We start from the raw sequence: 19,161 nt of genomic DNA on the forward strand, positions 1-19,161 counted from the left end.
GCCGCCCCCGGCCCCCTAAACGCCTAAATAAAAAACCGGAGGCCACCGCGACGGGTGTATTACCCGCGGGGAGCCCGGGTCGCCAGGGCGGCGGCGATTGAGCCGCCCTGGCACGTTCACCGGTACAGGAATCAAAGAGTAGCAAGGAACATAAGGTGAACGGAATGACCACCAGAGCCGTATGTTCCCCCTCACCCCAGCCCTCTCCCTCAAGGGAGAGGGGGTCGTCCGTGCTGGCATTCTTTTGTGGGGATCCCTCAGCCCACAGGGAGAGAGGGAGAGCGGGAACATCCTTTTCGCAATTCCTGCGCTTTTACCTCTCGTTTCTTGATACTTATCCTGATAACTATTATCTTGCCTGCGTGTGACGAGAGGTTTCCCCATGAGTGAAGAAGAACTGTTTAGCCGCAGGCCGATGGGCATGCGGATGGCGATGATCGTGCGCCAGTGGCGTGCGGTGATCGATGACGCCATTCTCGATACCGGGTTAACCCAGTCGAGCTGGACGGTGATGATGCAGCTTCATCAGCTTGGGGATAACGTTTCAATGAGTGAGCTGGCGGAGGTGCAGGGTATTGAACTGCCGCCGCTGATGCGCACCCTGACACAGCTGGAAAAACAGGGTTACCTGCTGCGCACCACATCGCCTTATGACAAGCGCATCCGGCTTCTGACGCTGACGCCTGAGGGAAAAGCCATATTAACAAGGCTCACTCAGGTGATTGAGACCTATCAGGCGCGCGTATCGCAACACATCGCGCCGGAACATATCGAGATTTTCAGCGCTACGTTGAATCAAATCGCCTGCAATTTGCGGACAATCCGCGAAGAAGACAACAAGACCGAAAAATAATGACCCCTGAACAAAAGTTTGCCCGCTGGGTAAGGGTGAGTATTGCCTCTTTCCTGCTGATGTTTATCTATTTTGTCGTCGCGGATATCTGGATCCCGCTGACGCCGGACTCCACCGTGATGCGCGTGGTGACGCCGGTTTCTCCGCGCGTCTCCGGCTACGTGGCGGCGGTACATGTCCACAACAACAGCCAGGTGAAGAAAGGCGATCTGCTGTTTGAGCTCGACGATACGCCGTTTCGCAATAAAGTGGAGGCGGCGCAAATCGCGCTGGAGCAGGCACGCCTGTCCAACGAACAGCTGGACGCGCAGATCGCCGCCGCGCAGGCCAGCCTGAAAACCGCGGTGCTGACGGCGCGGAACGACAAAGTGACCTTTGACCGCTACCAGAAGCTGAGCACGTTACAGAACGTTTCGCAGGCAGATCTGGATAAAGTTCGCACCGCCTGGCAGAGCAGCGAGCAGTCCGTCAGCTCCATTCAGGCCAACATCCGGAACCTGCGCATCCAGCGCGGCGAGCGCGAAGAGCACCGCAACGTGACGCTGCAAAAATACCGCAACGCGCTGGATGAAGCAGAGCTGAACCTCGGCTGGACGAAGGTCTACGCCCAGGCGGACGGCACGGTCAGTAACCTGCAGTTAAGTCCCGGTTTTTATGCCTCATCCGGCTCTGCCGCGCTGGCGCTGGTAAACAACCAGACCGATATCGTGGCCGATTTCCGCGAGAAGAGCCTGCGCCATACCCATCAGGGCACCGATGCCGTCGTGGTGTTTGACGCCTTCCCGGGGCAGGTGTTCCGCGCCCACGTGGCCAGCAGTGACGCGGGGATCCTCGCAGGCCAGGAGGCGGTTAACGGCCAGCTCTCCCAGCCGGAGACCTCTAACCGCTGGGTACGAGACGCCCAGCGCATGCGCATTCACGTCACGCTGGATGATTCGCTGCCGAAGCCGCTGCCAACCGGCGCGCGGGCAACCGTGCAGCTCTACAACAGCGAAGGGCCGTTTGCGCGCTTCTTCTCAGGGATGCAGATCCACCTGGTGAGCCTGCTGCACTATGTCTATTAATACGCTGGCGCGGGTGTTCACCCCGCACGGCAACATCGTCTATACGGCAAACGACTTTCGCCAGACCCTGCGCATCGTCTTTGCCGGGATGATTGCCCTGAGCATATCGAGCTTCTACAACACCAGCTATGGCGTGTTTTTCGTGGTCTACCCGATCATGCTGCTGTCGCTGGTGCCGGTCTTTAACCGCCACGTGGCGAAGCAGTTTATCTTCAGCGCATCGCTAAACTGCGTCGAAATGGTGATTATCATCGGCTATCTGTCGCAATGGCCGGTTATCATGACGCTGGTGGTGTTTGCCCTGTACGTGATGCGTTTTCGTTTTATGAGCAAAGGGCCGCTGTTCCTGTTTGGCTCGATGGGCGTGGTGTGCCAGAGCGTAATGCTCAACTTTATGAGCTACCCCACCACCAACTGGCACACGCTGCTGTTTTCCAACATCGAAGCGAGCGTGATGGCGGTGTGCCTGAGCGCGCTGATGAACTACCTGCTGCCAGACGTTGAGCCCCGCAAGCCGCCGCCGCTGATTGAGAAAGACGACGCCCGCGTGCGCCACGAGTCGCTGCTCTCCGGCAGCGTCGCGACGATGATTTTCGTGGTGTTTCAGATTAGCGACTTAAGCGATTCGCTCTCTGCGCTGATGGCGGGGATCCTGATCCTGTTCCCGATGCACTATCGCGGCGCGGTGATGAGCTCCATCTGGCGCGTGGTCGGGGTGGTGCTGGGCTGCCTCTATATTCTGGTGGTGCAGCTTATCCTTTACGATCACAGCAGCCATATGCTGCTGATGATGCCGCTGATTGGCCTCGGGCTGGCGTTTGGCGCGCGTCTGCACGTGATGGAGAAAGTGGGCGCGGGGGTGGGTTTTTCCAGCATCACCACCATCGGCATTATGTTCGGGCAGAACATGCACCCGGACAGCGATCTGGTGTTCAGCGATCTCTACCGCATCACCTCCGTGACATTTTCGCTGGTGGCGACGCTGACGATGGTCTTTCTGGTGCATTTGATCCTCAACCGCTTCGCTGCCACGCGCTACGTCATTCAGGGCTGATAGCGTATACCGCCGCTGAAGCTCCAGTCTTCAGCGGCAGTAAACTGGATAACGACCATCACGTCCCCACCATCGATGCCCATCTTCTGATTCAGTTGCGCAGCCAGCTGGCGATAGAGGGAAGCTTTCTGTTCATTGCTCCTCGGCTTACCGGCCACGATATTGAATAATATCGCCCCCTCCGTTCTGCCCGTGCTGAGATAGTGCCGGTCAATGTATCGATCCCCGGCAGCGAAGCATTCAAAAAAATGAAACCGGTCCTGCGCGGGAACGGCGAAGGTTTCCGTGAGCGCCTGGTGCAGAATGTCCGAGATCTGTTTTTTCTGCATCTCGGTATAGCGGTCACCCGTCATGATGCGAACAAACGGCATTATTTTTTCTCCTCTGCCAGGCAGGTCAGAGCGCTGACGGCTGCCGGCCAGCCTGCGTAAAATGCCAGGTGGGTAAACGCTTCGGCAATCTCGTCGTCCGTCACGCCGTTTTGTCGGGCGAAGTCGATATGCCAGGGAAGCTGCGCGGTGCGCCCCAGGGCGGCCAGTGCGGCAAGCGTGATCAGGCTGCGGTCCCGCGGGGTCAGCTGCGGACGCTGCCAGATATCGCCAAAAAGCACCTGCTGGCTGAGTTCCGCCAGTTTAGGGGAGACCTGCGCAAGCGTGTCGCGATTCAGTGTTGTATTCATTTTTTTCCTCCTGTTGTCTGGCAATGACTCTCGCAGGCTGCCACCATAAAGAAAATCGCAATGTTTCGGACGCAATGTCCCGAAAATGAGGATGATATGGATAAACGGTTTTCAGTATTAGACTTGGACGCGCTGCGCAGCTTTGTGGAGGGTATTCAGTCCACCAGCTTTGCCGTGGCGGCGGACAGGCTGTGCCGGTCTACCTCTGCGGTTAGCGCCCAGCTAAAAAAGCTGGAGCAGCAGTGCGGCGTGGCGCTCACCGTGAAGCAGGGGCGAACGCTGGCGCTGACCCCGGAGGGTGAAATTTTGCTGAGCTACGCCCGACGCATGCTGGCGCTAAATGATGAAGCGCTCCGGGCAATCAAGGGAGAGCAGCTGCAGGGAGAAGTGCGTCTGGGTATGCAGGAGGACTTCGGGGAGTCCGTGATGCCGCAGGTGCTCGGCGATTTTAACAGACAGCACCCTGAGCTCCGGTTGACCGCACGCGTCGAACGCAACCAGCCGCTGCTGCGGGGTGTTGAGGCAAACGAACTCGATCTGGCGATGGTCTGGCAGGAAGGACGAGAAGGCGACTATGTGCGCAGCGAACCGCTGGTATGGATTTGCCGGTCCCGTGAGGACGTTGAAGCACTTTTGCAACGAGGGGAGCCGCTGCCGCTGGTGATGTTTGACGCGCCCTGCCTTCTGCGCAGCAGAGCCATCGCGGCGCTGGATTCGGCAGGTATACCCTGGCGTATCGCTTTTACCAGCCATAGCCTGAGCGGGCTGTGGGCGGGCGTCAGCGCGGGGCTGGGGATTACGCTTCGCACAGGTATTGGCCTGCCAGAGACCTTACAGATCGACAACCGCCTGCTGCCCTACGCAGGAGAGCTGGGGATTGCGCTGCATCAGGGGAGCGCCTCCGCCGATGCAGCTATTACCAGCATGAAGGCGCTGATCCTCAGGACGCTCAATGGATAAGCGTCGGAATTTGCGAGAGTAAAAACAGGATCAGACCAATCGTCCCGCCCACCAATGTGCCGTTGACGCGGATAAACTGCAGATCTTTACCGATGTTAAGCTCAATCTGGCGGGACATGTCTTTGGCGTCCCAGCTTTTGACCGTGTCGCTGATGTGGCGGGTCAGAAACGCCGCGAAATCCGGCGCAAGGCGGTGCGCGGCCTGCTCCAGATGCTCGTTCAGCGACGCCCGCAGGCTGGCGTCGTTAGACAGCGTTTCGCCAAACCACAGCCCGGCGTTGGCGATGCGTTGCTTCACGCGGGAGTCCTCGCTCTGCATATCCGCCTTCAGCCACTGGCGCAGGTCGGCCCACATCTCCCCCAGATAGCGGTTAAACGCCTCATCGTTTTTCAGGTAGTGCTTAATGTTGTCGGCTTTGGCCGCCATCTCCGGGTCGTTTTTCAGGTTGTCGATAAGCTTCAGCGTGGCGCGGTCAAACGCCTGACGGATCTGGTGCGTGCGGTCGTGGCTGATATCGTCCAGCAGCGTATTCACCGCGTTTGACACCATCTCCGCGCTTTGATCGCCCAGCCACTCGGTGGGCAGCACCATCGCCTTGCGCGGGTGTTCGGTCTTCAGCCAGTGGACGATCTGGTCAGAGATAAACTCTCGCGTGCTTTCCCGCTGAATCAGGGTAATCAGGCGGTTGATGATGGCGTCCAGCAGCACCTGGTGGCGGTTGTTTTTGGTCATGCTCTCCAGCATCACGGCGCTGGTCTCGGTGAAATCCACCTTGTCGATGGCCTTATGCACCGCCCGTTTAAGCAGGCGCTGAATGCGTCCGTCATCGGTCAGTTCGAGAAAACCACTCATCACCTGCATCAGATGCAGCCCGACGCGCTGGGCGTTGTCGGGCTTGCTGAACCAGGCGCCAATCATTTGCGCGGGTTCATAGCGGCGGATCAACGCGACCAGCGACTGGGTATCGAGAAATTTCTCCTGCACAAACTGGCCGAGATTGTCGCCGATCCGGTCCTTATTGCGCGGGATAATCGCCGTATGGCGCGAGATAAACGGAATGGGCACCCGGCGGAACAGCGCGACGACGGCAAACCAGTCCGCCAGCGCGCCGACCATCGCCGCCTCGGCAATGGCCTTCACGCCGCGCACCCAGAAGGTTTGCGGCAGGAACAGGGTGGTGATAAACGCCGCGGCGGCAACCAGCAGCAGCGACAGCGCAAGAAGCTTGGCGCGTTTGAGTTCAGCGATTTTTTCCATGGGTTAAGGATAGAGGGAAGCGGGGGGAAAGTGCAAAGAAGGAGAAGGACCTCCGCGTTTCAGCTTCTGGAATACGCCTTCAGAAAATGAAATTGAACGATGTCGACCGGTTCAATTTACGAACGTTTTGTATATGCTTTTTTGTATATACAATAAGGGAAGGGTACACTATGCCAACGGAGTTTGAATGGGATACCAACAAAGCGAAAAGTAATCTCATTAAGCATGGGATCCGCTTTGAAGAGGCTGTTCTGGTGTTTGACGATCCTTACCATTTATCTCTGCAGGATCGTCATGAAAATGGAGAGTTCCGTTGGCAGACCATTGGTCTTGTACATGGTCTAATTGTCATTATGGTCGCACACACGGTACGTTTTGAAAGTGGTGACGAAGTCATTCGAATCATTAGCGCACGAAAGGCGGACCGTAAAGAGAGGAGCCGTTATGAGCATGGTTAAATATAAACGCGGTAGTGCGCCTGAGGTTAGTGCTCGTCGTGAGGCTGAGCTCAAAGCACTCGCCGAAAAATCGGAAGCAGAGATTGATTACAGCGATATCCCTGCCACGGGGGATGAACAGTGGTCAGGGGCGGTGCGAGGGAAGTTCTATCGACCACTCAAAACTCAGGCATCTGTACGTATCGACGCTGACGTGATGGAGTGGCTTAAACGGCCTGGAAAAGGTTATCAGACGAGGCTCAATGCTATTTTGCGTGAAGCAATGCTGCGCGATCAAAACAAAAAATAAGCAATGGGCGGCGTCAGGCTGCCCGCTATCTCAGCGTATAATTTCCAGTAGCCGCCACAGCACCCACCCCCCAAACCCCATCAAAACCACCCCTGCCGTGCGCTCAATCCACCACAGCGAACGGCTGAGCTTCTGTTGCACCGCCGATAAGCCCATCAGCGTCACCAGCGCCAGATCCCACGCCAGCACCACCATCACCATCCAGACGCCGCAGGTCGCCTGCTGAAGCAGCGTGACGTCCGGCCCCAGCAGCGCCGTCATCAGCGCCAGATAAAACAGCGCGTTCTTCGGGTTAAGCAGCGCCGAGCCTAGCCCCAGCAGGATCTGCTTTCGCAGCGAAGGGCAGCGCTGATGGGTTTCATTCAGCGCCAGCGCCTGCGGCCGGCTGCGCACCAGATGCGAGCCGATCCACAGCAGGTACAGCGCGCCGCAAAGTTCGATAAGCGTAAACAGCCACGTAAACTGGCGCAGCGCGCTCCAGCCGATAATCACCAGAACAATATAGAGCGCGTTACTCGCGGCGATGCCGACGCACAGCCCGGCGCTGCCGCGCAGTCGATAGCGCGCCGCGTAGCCCACAAGCAGGAAAAAATCCGGGCCCGGGCTCAACAGCGCAACAAAATGCGCCAGCGCCAGAGCGGGAAAAGCGGAAGGGAAGAACAGTTCCATAGCGACCTCAGTTAACCATCTGAGGACAGGCTATGGCGCTGCAGAACCTATTTATTGTCTGATATTGATCGGCCCGTGGCGTACTGGCGCGGCGTGGCGGCGGTATAGCTGACGAAGGTCTTATGAAAATGGCTCTGGTCGGCAAAGCCGCTCTGGTAGCCGACGTCGGCGATGTCGTCCCCGGCGCGCAGCCGCGCTTTGGCGAACTCCACGCGGGAGATGTTGAGGAAGCTGCCCGGCGTCAGGCCGGTGTCCTGCCGGAAGGTGCGGATCAGCGTCTCCTTGCGCAGCGAGAAGCGTTGGGCAAGTTCGTCGAGAGAGGGCGGGCTGGTGAGATTGGAAAGAAACGCCTCCTGAACCTGCTGGCTGGTTGGCCGAAGCGCGTCTGCGTTATCCGCGCAGCGGGGAAGGGCAGAAAGCAGCGCCTCCACGGACACTGGAGACATTGTCTTAACGACGTCCAGGTAACGGGCAAACAGGGCAGGGTTACGAATCACCTGTAGCGCCAGAGGAAGATCGGTGTCGATATAGAGCATATGGTAGCTGCGCGGCTGCCCGTCGACGGGGTTGCAGCTGTGCGGCGCATAAGCCGGGATCGCAATCAGGTCCCCGGGATGAAGAATGTACTCTTGATCATGGCACACGCAGCAGGTCTGGCCCTCAACAATCGCCCCGATGGAGAGTTGAGGGTGACAGTGGCGTTTGTACGCCTGCGTGCTTTGCCAGGTGCTGCGCAGCTCAAGGCCCCTGGCGCGGTGAAAAGTCTGGCGAACGTGTCGGGTATCGGTCATGGAAACTCCTTCTGGACGTTTTTTATACCACGTCAGCGAACCGTCCGGCACTGCTTAACTCAGAACCTTCCGGATATACCCAACTTTACGTCCACAGCCAGTCATGTTGACTACCCTTAATACCCTAAGCGGTAAAACATGGAGATTCGATATGGCTTATCAGACAGTAAATCCTGCCACTAACCAGCTCATCAAAGAATACCCCTCACATACCGACGCGGATATCGAAGCGGCGCTCAGAGCGGCCGATGCGCTTTATCATTCCGAGTGGGCGAAAGGCGACATCAACCAGCGCCTGCCGGTGCTGCATAAGCTCGCCGACTTGATCGACGAGCGCGTGGAGGATCTGGCTAAAATCGCCAGCCAGGAGATGGGTAAGCTCATCGAACAGAGCCGCGGCGAGGTGAAGCTGTGCGCGCAGATCGCCCGCTACTACGCCGACAACGCGAAGCAGTTCCTGGCCCCGGTGAAGTATGACTCTGAACTCGGGGAAGCGTGGGTGGAGCATCACCCCATCGGCGTGCTGATGGCCGTTGAGCCGTGGAACTTCCCGTATTATCAGCTGATGCGCGTTCTGGCGCCGAACCTGGCGGCGGGGAACCCCGTCATCGCCAAGCATGCCAGCATCGTGCCGCACTGCGCCGAGACCTTTGCGCACCTGGTGCGCGAGGCGGGGGCGCCGGAAGGGGCGTGGACCAACCTGTTTATCTCGTCCGAGCAGGTGGCGAACATCATTGCCGACGATCGCGTACAGGGCGCAGCGCTGACCGGCTCTGAAAAGGCCGGCAGCGTGGTGGCCGCGCAGGCGGCGAAGCACATCAAAAAATCTACGCTGGAGCTGGGCGGTAACGACGTCTTCGTCGTGCTGGATGATGCAGACCTTGAGAAGGCCGTCAAAATTGGCGTGAATGCGCGACTCAACAATGCCGGGCAGGTCTGCACCGCGGCGAAGCGCTTTATTCTGCATGAGAAGATTGCGGATGCCTTCCTGAGCAAATTCACCGAAGCGTTTAAGCAGGTGAAAATTGGCGATCCGCTGGACGAGAGCACCACGCTTGGGCCGCTGTCGTCTAAAGATGCGCTGGAAACGCTCACCAGACAGGTTAACGAGGCGGTGAAAAACGGTGCCACACTGCACTATGGTGGCAAGCCGGTGCAGCGCGACGGGAGCTTCTTCGAACCGACGATCCTGACGAATATCTCCCGCGACAACCCGGCGTACTTTGAAGAGTTCTTCGGCCCGGTAGCGCAAATGTACGTGGTCAAAAACGACGACGAGGCGGTCGCCCTGGCAAACGACTCCCACTACGGCCTGGGCGGGGCGGTGTTCAGCCAGGATATCGAGCGCGCGAAGAAAATGGCGTCGCGGATCGAGACCGGGATGGTGTATATCAACTGGCTCACCGATACCGCGCCAGAGCTGCCGTTCGGCGGCGTGAAGCGCTCCGGCTACGGACGCGAGCTGTCGGATCTGGGTATCAAAGAGTTTGTGAACCAGAAGCTGGTGGTGGTGCGTAAGTAAGAGGTAATAAAAAACCTGCCAGCCGGCAGGTTTTTTTTAAAGGGATTATTGCACTTCGATCTTGTCCCAGCCGCTTTTAAACATGCAGCTGTCGACTAACGTATCCCGGCGATATTCATTCGCGTCTTCTACCGTGTAGCTCGTGGAAATATCCTTTTTCTTGTTCTTTTTGTCCGTTTTTTCCGAGCTCGAGCCGGTCACTACGTTATCCGGGGGCAGATCGATCAGGGCCTGCGCTTCGCATTCCGTGAGCTTTTTATTCATCTCAATATCGCTGACGCCCGGTTTTACCCATTTGTACTGGACGCACCCGGTGAGCATCAGCGTGAGGCTCAAAACGCAAAGCGCGGTGATGCGGTGTTTCATCAGAAGCTGACTCCACCGCCTACATATGCGCCGTCAATCAGGGTGTGGTTTGGACGACCATCTTTGCCGTCAACGCTCACGTGGCGGTAGCCCACTTTCAGCGTAACCGGTTTGATTGGGGTCCAGCTTACGCCGCCGTTGGCTTCCACGTAATTTTTCACGCTGTTGTTCAGGCCTTCTGGTGCCGCATAGCCTTCACCGTACACGTGGATGCTGTCGGTCAGCGCAACGTTTACGCCGCCGCCAATCGGGAAAGCAACGCCGTTATCGCCTTTTTTCGGGCCGATGTAGATGGCTTTTGCGCCCGCGTTCAGCATCACCGGGCCCATTTCCAGGTTGTAACCTGCGCCCACGCCGCCAGTCTGGGTACCGTCGTCGGTGTTTTTCAGCCAGTTACTTTCGAGATAAACACCGGATGAGGATTTCCCCATTTCCAGATTGAGGTTGGTAAAGTTTTTACCCTGTTCAATGCTGCCGCCCATTGCCAGTGCGGAACCTGATACGGCAGCCAGAGCAGAAAGGAGAAGGATATTCATTTTTTTCATGTTTCGTGCCTCATCATCAAATTAATCTGGGGGCACCTTAACAAGCGATGTTTATGACTGCAAATGTGATGCAAATCGACTTTTAATGCTGGCATTGTTAATTTTTTTATCTTTATTTGTAACGCCAAGGTTGGGTTGTTGGTGTGTCAACGCAGAAATTTCAGGCGTTGAGGAACAGTTTAATTTTGTGACTAAACGAAATCTGAACAAGCCGGGGATAGTAATTTGAGATGAATTAATTGGGATTCTAATAATTTCCAATTCCATTTCTAAAATCACATAAAAAAACAATTTTTTACATCTTTGTGGTCAATATTCGTTCAGATGCCCGGCCACGTTTTCGTTCTATGTCATTTTTCTGACACGTTTGTTCATTACGTTGTGGGCTTCACTTTCTGGATACTAACAATATGAAAAGAAAAATTATTCCTGTGCTTATCGGTTGTGCGCTCTCTTTCTCTGGCCTGGCGGCACAGCCCACGGCGGAGCGCTATGTCGTCAGCTTCCCTGACGGCTCACACGTAAAATACAGCGGCGCGTTTGCCGACGCGTTTCCGAATGGACTCCCGGTGGGGATTGGTTCTGGCCTTCTGTTTACGGGCAAGCAGGGCGATGCCCTTACCTTCGCGACCGTGACCGATCGCGGTCCCAACGCCGATGCGCCCAAAATGGGCAAAAACGAAGCCAAAATTTTTGTCACTCCGGATTTCGCGCCGCTACTGATGACTATCCGCGTTCAGAACGGCAAAGCTGAGGCAACGGATGCCCGCCCGCTGCATGATGATAAAGGCGAGATTAACGGCCTGCCGCTGCAAAGCGGCGTGATTGGCTCCACCAATGAAGTGGCGTTCAGCGATACCCTCAAAATTCTGAAGGGTGACAACCGCGGGCTGGACACGGAAGGCATCACCCCGGACGGCAAAGGCGGCTTCTGGCTGTGCGACGAGTACGGCCCGTTCCTGATTAACGTCGACAGCAAAGGGAAAATTCTGGCGATCCACGGGCCTCAGGCCGCGGAAGGGGAAAAATCCATCGCGGGCGGTCTGCCAAACGTTATCAAATGGCGCCAGCCGAACCGTGGCTTTGAAGGCCTGACCCGGATGCCGGACGGGCGTATTATCGCCGCCGTGCAAAGCACACTGGATATCAACGGTAAGAGCAAAAAGCAGGCATTGTTTACGCGTCTGGTCAGCTTCGACCCGGCGACCGGGAAAACGGCGATGTACGGCTACCCCATCGACAGCGCGGCCTACAGCAAAAACAGCGATGCTAAAATCGGCGACATCGTGGCGCTGGATGACCAGCACATCCTGCTGATTGAGCAGGGTGAGGATAAAAACGACGCGATGCGTAACCTTATCTACAAGGTGGATCTGAGCAAGGCGAGCGACCTGACCGCCTTCGACAAGCCGGGCGAGTACCCGGAGTTTGATGATGAGAAAACCCTGGTGCAGCGCGGCATTACCCTTGCTGCAAAAACGCAGGTCGTCGATCTGCGCGCGCTGGGTTGGCAGCAAGAGAAAGCCGAAGGGCTGGCGCTGATCGACAGCAAACGGCTTGCGGTGGCGAACGATAACGACTTTGGCGTGAAGGTGGCGATGCAGCACCCGGTCGAGGGCAAAAAGCTCAAGGATTATCGAGTGAACGCGGAAGGCAAGCTGACGCTGGATGATAAACCGGTGGAAACCACGCTCAGCGTGAAGCCGCTGAAGAAGCCGGAATCGGACAGCGAGCTGTGGATTGTGACGCTGCCGGAGGCGTTGAAATAATACCAGGCTTAACCCCTCACCCTAACCCTCTCCCCGCAGGGGAGAGGGGATTGTTCGGTGCTTACTGGACAGCTAGACCGTCTTAACGCTCTTTTCCCAGGTCTCGACCAGATGATCGCGCAGACTTCCGGTTCCGTGCATGGTCACCAGAAGATTCTGGCGCGCGCGGGTAAATCCAACATACAGTCGCTTAATATCGTCGCTCAGATCTTCTTCATTCCTTTCCTTTGCGGCATCCATAATGGCGACCGATTGAAATTCAAGACCCTTACTGCTTGGCAGCGGCATTACGCAGAGGAAATCATTCTGTGGTGACCAGTGTTTTTTATCATCGCTGGAGACAATCATCTGGTAGGGGATCTTGCGGGCTTCGAGCCTTGGTCCGAGCATACCCGAAATGCTGTAAGTTGAGGGGCAGAGTATAGCGATTTCCGACCAGGCAACACCCTGTTGTCGCTGCTCAGTGACCCAATCGAGAACGCGTGTAATTCCCTCGTCCTGATTATCAAAGCTTGCCAGCGCCGGATAGTTTCCGGACAGTCCACCTGCGGCGGGCAGCTGGTATTTGAGGGAATCTTCAATGTGATTATTGAGATAATTAAAAGCAATACTGCTGGCAAAATGGAGTATTTGCCGGGTGTTGCGATAATTGGTATCCAGAATAGTGGTGCGGCCCTGCGCCTTTATATCGACGCTGGACAGGGTAAAATCGAGAGCTTTCTTTTTCTGATAGATTGACTGAGCGTCATCGTAGAGGAAAAGCAGGGAGCTATCTTTATCGTCCGGCATCTTAGCGAGGATTCTTAGCCATTCCGGCTTAAAATCATGTCCTTCATCTATCAAAACGGCGCTGTACTGTTCTGGTTTGATAATGCCCTCTTCAAATGCCACCGTCAGCGCATTTTCCATTAGCTCAATAAAGTTTTTGCTCCTGGGGGGAAGACGTCGATGCGCGCTTAATTGCTGGTAGCACCAGGCATGAAAATGGATAACCTCGACAGGAAGCCTCAGGTTGTGCTGTTCGAGCTGCGCTTTGAGCTTTTTGGCCAGCGTAATGTTGTAGCAAATCACCAGTATCGGTTTGGTGTTTTCTATATTGTTGGCAAGCTCGATGCAGCGGTGATACAAAATGAGCGTTTTGCCTGATCCTGCCACACCATGAATGACCCGGTGTCCCGTCCCCATACTTCTGGCGAGTTGTTCCTGGTTCCTGTCCATCATGCATACCACATCAGGGGTGTGGAACGTAAAATTATCCAGGTCAACCCGCGTGACCGATGGGTTAATGCGGACATCGGGATAAAGATGCCATCGGATGCGGTCGAGCTGCTGTGGTGTTGTGTGATGAACGAAGTGGTGTTTGAGAAGGGATTCGAGCCGGGCGGAGATTTGTTCTCGGGTCATAAACTCGGTCAGTTCATCTTTGCAAATCACCTGGCTGGTGGGCAATATTTCTTCTAACGCTTCGGGGGTAAAACTCTTTTCCAGCTGTGCCCGGGTGATGTTGCTCAAATAAACACCGTATCCATACGGCATAATAAAGCTGCCTTCATGATCTCCCTGCTGGCGAAGCAAAGGATCGTTTTTCAGGCTGTTGATGATATGAAAGGTATATTGTCGAACCTGTTCGAGTGGGTTTTTCCACGGCTCAACGCCGTTTTTAGTTTCATAATGAATATGCGTTTTGTTGGCCGATTTTATTTTTGTGATAAACCAGTCTTTCACTTCTATAAACAACAGCCCTTTTTCGGGAGCCAGAATCACAAAATCAGGATGATCGTCTTTGTCTCCCATTCGGGTATCATACCAGCAGGTACACTGTTCGCTGAGGCCCCCCTCCAGGAGTCTTGCCAGCCTTTTTTCTCCAGCCGTGATCTTCTCGCTACAGCTGCTGATTGTGGGAATAATGAGTGCCATGTGATGTCTACCAATTCATGAATAGTATAACTCTGCGCAATTAATATTGTCGTAAATATTAATCTAAGCAGGATTTCATTATTGTTAAGGACATTAACAGACAATATTGCAAACAGAAAGAGTGAAGCGCGGAATTTGCTTTAGGGGAACGCGCTCCCTTTCAGGATTATAAGGGAGCGATTGTTTATTTTTTCAGACCCGCAAACGCTGCCCGGATTTCTTCTTCCGGCAGCTGTATGCCAATAAACACCATCACGCTGTGCGGTGGTTCATCGCCCCACGGGCGATCCCAGTCGGCGCTGTACAGGCGCTGTACGCCCTGGAACAGCAGGCGGTTCGGCTCGCCGTCTATCCACAGCATCCCTTTGTAGCGCAGCAGCTTGTCGGCAAACGACAGCAGCAGGTTTTCCATCACGCGGGAGACCTCGCTGATGTCCACCGGATAGTCCAGCTCCACCACAATCGACGCCACGTCGTTTTGCTTGTCGGACATAAAGTGGAAGCGCGGTTTCGCAGTGACGTTCTCCTCCAGCATAAAGCCGTTGGTGTTGAACAGCTGAGACAGATCGATGTCTCCATGCGTCACCGTGTAAATCGGCGCGCGGGAATTAATGCGCGTCAGCCGCTCGCGCAGTTTTTCGCTGGGTCCCGCCACGTCGGTTTTGGTCAGCAGGATGCGGTCGGCGTAGCCCACCTGAGACTGGGCGATGGTGAACTGGTTCATCTGCTCGTCGGCGTGAACCGCATCCACCAGGGCAATCACGCCGTCCAGCAGGTAGCGCTGGCAAAGAATCTCATGGGAGAAAAAGGTCTGAATGATCGGGCCGGGGTCGGCCATGCCGGTGCACTCGATCACCAGACGGTCAAAGTCGATGTCGCCACGATCGCGGCTGTCGAGCAGGTCCAGCAGGGCGTCTTCTAATTCATTAGAGCGGGTGCAGCAGATGCAGCCGTTGGTGAGGGTTTTGATCTGGGTGGCGCGATCGCCAATCAGCTGATCGTCAACCGATACCTCACCGAATTCGTTTTCGATGACGGCGATTCTGAAGCCGTGCTGCTCGTTCAGGATGTGGCGCAGCAGGGTGGTTTTACCGGCGCCGAGGAAACCGGTCAGCAGGGTAACGGCAATCGGGGTCATGGTCTCTCCTTTAGCAGCAGCGGACGCCGCCTTCTCCACTTCCGCCGTAGCGCGCTTCCTGACGCTCGCGGAAGAATTCGGTGTAGGTCATGTACGGCTTGTCCGGATGATTGGTCTTCATATGCTCAACGTAGTTGTCATAGTCCGGAATGCCAATCAGCATTTTCGCCGCCTGACCGAGGTATTTTTTCGCTTCGCCTAAGTTACCAAACATTGTGGGGTCCAGACAGGAAAAGCCCCTCACCCCGGCCCTCTCCCCAAGGGGGAGAGGGTGTATAAAGTTTCCTCTCCCCTTTGGGGAGAGGGTTAGGGTGAGGGGGGATGATTAATGGTGCGAAGAGGTTTTCACGCCGCCTTCCGGTACCGGCACGTACGGGGTTTCTTTATCCGTACGGCCTTCGGTGTTGCGCACTTTCATCCAGGTTTTGATGCCGTAGAAGATAATGCTGTACACCACCACCAGGAACAGAATGCTCAGACCCGCGTTGGTGTAGTTGTTCACCACGATATGGTTCATGTTGGCAATCTGCTGGGCGGTCAGATCCGCGCCGCCTGCGGCAATCTTCTCTTTGTACTGGTTAGCCATGAAGAAGAAGCCTTCCAGCTGTGGGTTGGTGCTGAACAGCTTCAGGCCCAGCGCCCAGGTGGTGCAGAGCAGCAGCCACAGCGCGGGAACGACGGTCACCCAGATGTATTTGGTGCGTTTCATCTTCACGAGGACAACGGTGCCCAGCACCAGGGCTACGGCTGCCAGCATCTGGTTAGAGATACCGAACAGCGGCCACAGGCTCTTCACGCCGCCGAGCGGGTCAACAACGCCCTGATACAGCAGATAACCCCACAGACCTACGCAGCCGGCAGTACCCAGAACACCTGCTACCAGAGAGTCGGTTTTCTTCAGGAACGGCACGAAGTTGCCGAGCAGATCCTGCAGCATAAAGCGGCCCGCACGGGTACCTGCATCCAGCGCGGTGAGGATGAACAGCGCTTCAAACAGAATACCGAAGTGGTACCAGAAGCCCATGTCCGCCCACGGCAGCACTTTGTGGAATACGTGTGCGATACCCACTGCCAGCGTCGGTGCACCGCCTGCACGGTTCAGCACGGACGGCTCGCCGATGTCTTTCGCGGTCTGCATGATCTGCTCAGGCGAAATCACGAAGCCCCAGGAGCTGACGGTCGCCGCCGCATGTGCGCTGGCCTCTTTCAGCTGCGCCATGATCAGCGCGGTATTTTCGCCACCCATCTCGTGCAGGTTTGGCATGGTGATGCCCAGACCCGCCGGCGGGGTGTTCATCGCGAAGTACAGACCTGGCTCGATGATAGACGCCGCGACCAGCGCCATAATCGCCACGAAGGACTCCATCAGCATTGCGCCGTAACCGATGAAGCGCGCGTCAGTTTCGTTGGCCATCAGCTTCGGCGTGGTGCCGGAGGAGATCAGCGCGTGGAAGCCAGACACGGCACCGCAGGCGATGGTGATAAACAGGAACGGGAACAGGGCGCCTTTCCACAGCGGACCGGTGCCGTCAATGTACTGGGTCACCGCCGGCATTTTCAGCTCAGGGTTGATGATCACAATCCCGATCGCCAGCCCTACGATCACGCCGATTTTCAGGAAGGTCGCCAGGTAGTCGCGCGGAGCCAGAATCAGCCACACCGGTAGCAGGGCGGAAACGAACGCGTAACCGATCAGCGCGAAGGTGATGGTGGTGTCTTTGAAGGTCAGCGCCGGGCCCCAGTACGGGTCGTGCGCAATCACGCCGCCGAAGTAGATGGAGGCGACCAGCAGCACGATACCGATGACCGACACTTCGCCCACGCGGCCAGGGCGCAGGAAGCGCATGTAGATGCCCATGAACAGCGCAATCGGTACGGTAGAGCAGACGGTGAAGACGCCCCACGGACTTTCGGCCAGTGCCTTCACCACGATCAGCGCCAGCACCGCCAGGATGATGATCATAATCAGGAAGCAGCCGAAGAGGGCGATCGTGCCCGGCACGCGGCCCATCTCTTCTTTGATCATCTCGCCCAGCGACGAGCCGTTACGGCGTGAGGAGATAAACAGCACCATAAAGTCCTGCACCGCCCCCGCCAGCACCACGCCCGCCAGCAGCCAGAGCGTACCCGGCAGGTAGCCCATCTGCGCGGCCAGCACCGGGCCGACCAGCGGGCCAGCGCCTGCAATGGCGGCAAAGTGGTGACCAAACAGTACGTAGCGGTTGGTTGGCACGTAGTTCAGGCCGTCGTTGTTAATGACCGCCGGGGTAGCGCGGGTCGGGTCGAGCTTCATGACCTTCTGCGCGATGTACAAGCTGTAGTAGCGATAAGCCACAAGATAGACGGAGACAGACGCGACCACGATCCACAGGGCGCTTACGTGTTCGCCCCGGCGCAATGCGACAACCGCCAGACAGAAAGCACCGAGGATCCCGAGTAAGGCCCAGGGCACGTGCTTATGTAGTTTTTTAGTATCCATAGTAAGACCTGGTTTTTTATGTAATGAAAAAAGGGTCAGGGTTCGTTGTGAGGAGGTATTGATAATGCTGGAGCGATCGTGCCAGATCCGCGCGCGCGTAAAGGGCGGTAAATGAGTGAGTGGTTGAAAGTGACGGGTGAGCGGTCAAAGAACGCGGCGAGTGGTTAAGGCTCGCCGCTGGCGGGGGAAATTATGTGATTGAGATCACGTGGTTTTCCGGGCTGCGCTCCATCGACAGGTAGTTTTCCAGCGTCTTGATGAGCTTCTCCTTCAGCCAGCTCGGCTCCAGGATCTGAATATTCGGCAGCCAGTAGAACAGCAGCGGCAGGATCTGGTTTTCGTGTGCCGCCTGGCAGCGCAGCGTGACGCCGCCGCGTTGTTGCTCCAGCAGCTCTTGTTCCGGCAGGAGATCGCGGCGCAGGAAGTAATGTGAAATATTATCCTTAATGAATATTTTCACGGTGAAAGTAGTTTCGGACACCCACGGGTCGAGGCTTTTTTCCAGCAATGCCCGAACATTTTCATCAGGGGTAAAAAGGGTTTTTTGAATATCAAACCAGCTAATCTGGCTTAATGAAAAGGATTTCAACCGGCTATTTTCGGTAGCTTGTAAATACCATATGTTTTTTTTGTTAATGAGTTTATAGGGATTAATCAGACGGGTTTTACCCTTATATACGATCTGACAGACATTATGGTTCTTAATTGATTTCTCGATTTTCGCTAAATGGCGGCGGATATCACGCTGCACCGTGTGCTCTGCGTCATTACCGAGGATAAGAATATGGTTTTCGTCGACGCGCGTCTCCAGCTTTTGCCAGAAGTCCGTATTTCTTTCAGGGAAAAAGTTATCGGCATTCAGGAAGTTAGCCAGAGCATGATGTAATCCCTGCCCGCCGGGAGATTGGGCGGAGTGGATCAGTCGATATAGCCCGTTACCGGTATGTTCAACAATGGGCGAGAGCGCATTTAAATCCCGGTAGACGGTACGCTCGGTAATTTTAAATTTCTCCATTAGCGCACTGCGGTTTACTACGCCGTGTAAATGTAGCTCAAGGAGAATATCGACCAGACGTTCAGCCGAGCGGCTCCGCGTCGTTTTAGCCATAAGGTCTTCCTGTATATTGGGTATGCGCTGAACAATGCAAAAGCACTGACCGGAGATGTCAGTATTCAGGCACAGAAAATTTCTCTTATGGATATATAACGGCGTGATTTAGCGGAAACCTTAGGAATTTTTGTAGAAAGCGGCCCGGGGCCCCCAAAAGCCCCCCCCCCGGGGGGGCAACCCCCGCGGGCCAAAGCAAAAAAACCCCGGGGGAAAGCCCCGGAAAATAGATAGAGCCCGGG

The 19,161-nt window shown here is 55.9% G+C and carries 20 protein-coding genes; 8 read left to right on the top strand and 12 right to left on the bottom strand.

The features are described 5' to 3' along the window. The first annotated feature begins 382 nt into the window (after window positions 1–382). The 3 genes from URZ40_RS22260 to URZ40_RS22270 are packed head-to-tail and all read left to right on the top strand — an operon-like array spanning window position 383 to window position 2,971. Complete coding sequence (locus URZ40_RS22260; protein WP_320721166.1) at window positions 383–853, top strand: MarR family transcriptional regulator; 471 nt, start codon at window positions 383–385, stop codon at window positions 851–853. Continuing rightward, window positions 850–1,917, top strand: a complete 1,068-nt coding sequence (locus URZ40_RS22265) for an HlyD family secretion protein (protein ID WP_320721184.1) — start codon at window positions 850–852, stop codon at window positions 1,915–1,917. The genes URZ40_RS22260 and URZ40_RS22265 overlap by 4 nt, the downstream gene beginning before the upstream one ends. Next, window positions 1,907–2,971, top strand: a complete 1,065-nt coding sequence (locus tag URZ40_RS22270) for a DUF2955 domain-containing protein (RefSeq protein WP_045259544.1) — start codon at window positions 1,907–1,909, stop codon at window positions 2,969–2,971. Before URZ40_RS22265 ends, URZ40_RS22270 begins: the two co-directional genes overlap by 11 nt. Here the strand turns inward: URZ40_RS22270 and URZ40_RS22275 are convergent. Then, window positions 2,962–3,342, bottom strand: coding sequence for a tautomerase family protein (locus URZ40_RS22275; protein ID WP_151413548.1), 381 nt, complete (start codon window positions 3,340–3,342; stop codon window positions 2,962–2,964). The genes URZ40_RS22270 and URZ40_RS22275 overlap by 10 nt on opposite strands. After that, window positions 3,342–3,650 carry a carboxymuconolactone decarboxylase family protein gene (locus tag URZ40_RS22280; RefSeq protein ID WP_320721167.1) on the bottom strand — a complete coding sequence of 103 codons (309 nt, stop codon included), beginning with the start codon at window positions 3,648–3,650 and terminating at the stop codon, window positions 3,342–3,344. Before URZ40_RS22280 ends, URZ40_RS22275 begins: the two co-directional genes overlap by 1 nt. A gap of 96 nt (window positions 3,651–3,746) precedes the next feature. On the opposite strand from URZ40_RS22280, the gene URZ40_RS22285 reads away from it, so the two are divergent. After that, window positions 3,747–4,610, top strand: coding sequence for a LysR substrate-binding domain-containing protein (locus URZ40_RS22285; RefSeq protein ID WP_320721168.1), 864 nt, complete (start codon window positions 3,747–3,749; stop codon window positions 4,608–4,610). Here URZ40_RS22285 and URZ40_RS22290 read toward each other — a convergent pair. Further along, window positions 4,600–5,868 (bottom strand): DUF445 domain-containing protein, encoded by a 1,269-nt coding sequence (locus tag URZ40_RS22290; protein ID WP_320721169.1) that lies wholly within the window; start codon window positions 5,866–5,868, stop codon window positions 4,600–4,602. The genes URZ40_RS22285 and URZ40_RS22290 overlap by 11 nt on opposite strands. Before the next feature lie 170 nt (window positions 5,869–6,038). On the opposite strand from URZ40_RS22290, the gene URZ40_RS22295 reads away from it, so the two are divergent. Continuing rightward, the gene (locus URZ40_RS22295) at window positions 6,039–6,326 is read left to right on the top strand and encodes a BrnT family toxin (protein ID WP_010427219.1); all 288 of its coding nucleotides are present in this window, start codon (window positions 6,039–6,041) and stop codon (window positions 6,324–6,326) included. Next, window positions 6,313–6,615 (top strand): BrnA antitoxin family protein, encoded by a 303-nt coding sequence (locus tag URZ40_RS22300; RefSeq protein WP_320721170.1) that lies wholly within the window; start codon window positions 6,313–6,315, stop codon window positions 6,613–6,615. The genes URZ40_RS22295 and URZ40_RS22300 overlap by 14 nt, the downstream gene beginning before the upstream one ends. A 30-nt stretch (window positions 6,616–6,645) precedes the next feature. Here URZ40_RS22300 and URZ40_RS22305 read toward each other — a convergent pair whose 3' ends face one another. Then, entirely contained in the window at window positions 6,646–7,284 is a 639-nt protein-coding gene (locus URZ40_RS22305) for a LysE family translocator (RefSeq protein ID WP_320721172.1), read from the bottom strand. A 47-nt stretch (window positions 7,285–7,331) separates the two neighbouring features. Beyond that, a complete protein-coding gene (locus URZ40_RS22310) occupies window positions 7,332–8,075 on the bottom strand; it encodes an AraC family transcriptional regulator (protein WP_320721174.1) in 744 nt (247 codons plus the stop codon). Between the two features lie 151 nt (window positions 8,076–8,226). On the opposite strand from URZ40_RS22310, the gene URZ40_RS22315 reads away from it, so the two are divergent. After that, on the top strand, window positions 8,227–9,597 hold the full coding sequence (locus URZ40_RS22315; RefSeq protein WP_116342311.1) for an NAD-dependent succinate-semialdehyde dehydrogenase: 1,371 nt from the start codon (window positions 8,227–8,229) through the stop codon (window positions 9,595–9,597). A 45-nt stretch (window positions 9,598–9,642) separates the two neighbouring features. Here URZ40_RS22315 and URZ40_RS22320 read toward each other — a convergent pair whose 3' ends face one another. Beyond that, the gene (locus URZ40_RS22320) at window positions 9,643–9,963 is read right to left on the bottom strand and encodes a hypothetical protein (RefSeq protein WP_320721175.1); all 321 of its coding nucleotides are present in this window, start codon (window positions 9,961–9,963) and stop codon (window positions 9,643–9,645) included. Continuing rightward, window positions 9,963–10,508: a YfaZ family outer membrane protein gene (locus URZ40_RS22325; RefSeq protein WP_320721177.1), complete on the bottom strand. Its 546-nt coding sequence runs from the start codon at window positions 10,506–10,508 to the stop codon at window positions 9,963–9,965. The genes URZ40_RS22320 and URZ40_RS22325 overlap by 1 nt, the downstream gene beginning before the upstream one ends. A 410-nt stretch (window positions 10,509–10,918) precedes the next feature. Here URZ40_RS22325 and URZ40_RS22330 point away from each other — a divergent pair, with 410 nt between their 5' ends. Continuing rightward, a complete protein-coding gene (locus URZ40_RS22330; protein ID WP_320721178.1) occupies window positions 10,919–12,277 on the top strand; it encodes an esterase-like activity of phytase family protein in 1,359 nt (452 codons plus the stop codon). 72 nt (window positions 12,278–12,349) lie between these two features. Here URZ40_RS22330 and URZ40_RS22335 read toward each other — a convergent pair whose 3' ends face one another. The 5 genes from URZ40_RS22335 to URZ40_RS22355 form a co-directional block, all read right to left on the bottom strand. Continuing rightward, window positions 12,350–14,194, bottom strand: a complete 1,845-nt coding sequence (locus tag URZ40_RS22335; protein WP_320721179.1) for a UvrD-helicase domain-containing protein — start codon at window positions 14,192–14,194, stop codon at window positions 12,350–12,352. A gap of 184 nt (window positions 14,195–14,378) precedes the next feature. Next, window positions 14,379–15,332, bottom strand: coding sequence for a GTPase (yjiA, locus tag URZ40_RS22340; protein ID WP_320721181.1), 954 nt, complete (start codon window positions 15,330–15,332; stop codon window positions 14,379–14,381). Between the two features lie 10 nt (window positions 15,333–15,342). Further along, window positions 15,343–15,546, bottom strand: coding sequence for a YbdD/YjiX family protein (locus tag URZ40_RS22345; protein ID WP_003856610.1), 204 nt, complete (start codon window positions 15,544–15,546; stop codon window positions 15,343–15,345). Between the two features lie 111 nt (window positions 15,547–15,657). Beyond that, window positions 15,658–17,811 carry a carbon starvation CstA family protein gene (locus URZ40_RS22350; protein ID WP_320721182.1) on the bottom strand — a complete coding sequence of 718 codons (2,154 nt, stop codon included), beginning with the start codon at window positions 17,809–17,811 and terminating at the stop codon, window positions 15,658–15,660. 190 nt (window positions 17,812–18,001) lie between these two features. After that, window positions 18,002–18,919, bottom strand: a complete 918-nt coding sequence (locus tag URZ40_RS22355) for a WYL domain-containing protein (RefSeq protein WP_320721183.1) — start codon at window positions 18,917–18,919, stop codon at window positions 18,002–18,004. Window positions 18,920–19,161: the final 242 nt, after the last annotated feature.

The organism is Enterobacter sp. 296B2 (assembly GCF_034106185.1).
Lineage (GTDB): Bacteria > Pseudomonadota > Gammaproteobacteria > Enterobacterales > Enterobacteriaceae > Enterobacter > Enterobacter cloacae_N.

Excerpts from the sequence above, each read along its gene's own strand:
- URZ40_RS22260 (WP_320721166.1), top strand. The coding sequence starts at position 383 with ATGAGTGAAGAAGAACTGTTTAGCCGCAGGCCGATGGGCATGCGGATG.
- URZ40_RS22270 (WP_045259544.1), top strand. The coding sequence starts at position 1,907 with ATGTCTATTAATACGCTGGCGCGGGTGTTCACCCCGCACGGCAACATC.
- URZ40_RS22275 (WP_151413548.1), bottom strand. The coding sequence starts at position 3,342 with ATGCCGTTTGTTCGCATCATGACGGGTGACCGCTATACCGAGATGCAG.
- URZ40_RS22280 (WP_320721167.1), bottom strand. The coding sequence starts at position 3,650 with ATGAATACAACACTGAATCGCGACACGCTTGCGCAGGTCTCCCCTAAA.
- URZ40_RS22285 (WP_320721168.1), top strand. The coding sequence starts at position 3,747 with ATGGATAAACGGTTTTCAGTATTAGACTTGGACGCGCTGCGCAGCTTT.
- URZ40_RS22290 (WP_320721169.1), bottom strand. The coding sequence starts at position 5,868 with ATGGAAAAAATCGCTGAACTCAAACGCGCCAAGCTTCTTGCGCTGTCG.
- URZ40_RS22295 (WP_010427219.1), top strand. The coding sequence starts at position 6,039 with ATGCCAACGGAGTTTGAATGGGATACCAACAAAGCGAAAAGTAATCTC.
- URZ40_RS22300 (WP_320721170.1), top strand. The coding sequence starts at position 6,313 with ATGAGCATGGTTAAATATAAACGCGGTAGTGCGCCTGAGGTTAGTGCT.
- URZ40_RS22305 (WP_320721172.1), bottom strand. The coding sequence starts at position 7,284 with ATGGAACTGTTCTTCCCTTCCGCTTTTCCCGCTCTGGCGCTGGCGCAT.
- URZ40_RS22310 (WP_320721174.1), bottom strand. The coding sequence starts at position 8,075 with ATGACCGATACCCGACACGTTCGCCAGACTTTTCACCGCGCCAGGGGC.
- URZ40_RS22315 (WP_116342311.1), top strand. The coding sequence starts at position 8,227 with ATGGCTTATCAGACAGTAAATCCTGCCACTAACCAGCTCATCAAAGAA.
- URZ40_RS22320 (WP_320721175.1), bottom strand. The coding sequence starts at position 9,963 with ATGAAACACCGCATCACCGCGCTTTGCGTTTTGAGCCTCACGCTGATG.
- URZ40_RS22325 (WP_320721177.1), bottom strand. The coding sequence starts at position 10,508 with ATGAAAAAAATGAATATCCTTCTCCTTTCTGCTCTGGCTGCCGTATCA.
- URZ40_RS22330 (WP_320721178.1), top strand. The coding sequence starts at position 10,919 with ATGAAAAGAAAAATTATTCCTGTGCTTATCGGTTGTGCGCTCTCTTTC.
- URZ40_RS22335 (WP_320721179.1), bottom strand. The coding sequence starts at position 14,194 with ATGGCACTCATTATTCCCACAATCAGCAGCTGTAGCGAGAAGATCACG.
- yjiA (WP_320721181.1), bottom strand. The coding sequence starts at position 15,332 with ATGACCCCGATTGCCGTTACCCTGCTGACCGGTTTCCTCGGCGCCGGT.
- URZ40_RS22345 (WP_003856610.1), bottom strand. The coding sequence starts at position 15,546 with ATGTTTGGTAACTTAGGCGAAGCGAAAAAATACCTCGGTCAGGCGGCG.
- URZ40_RS22350 (WP_320721182.1), bottom strand. The coding sequence starts at position 17,811 with ATGGATACTAAAAAACTACATAAGCACGTGCCCTGGGCCTTACTCGGG.
- URZ40_RS22355 (WP_320721183.1), bottom strand. The coding sequence starts at position 18,919 with ATGGCTAAAACGACGCGGAGCCGCTCGGCTGAACGTCTGGTCGATATT.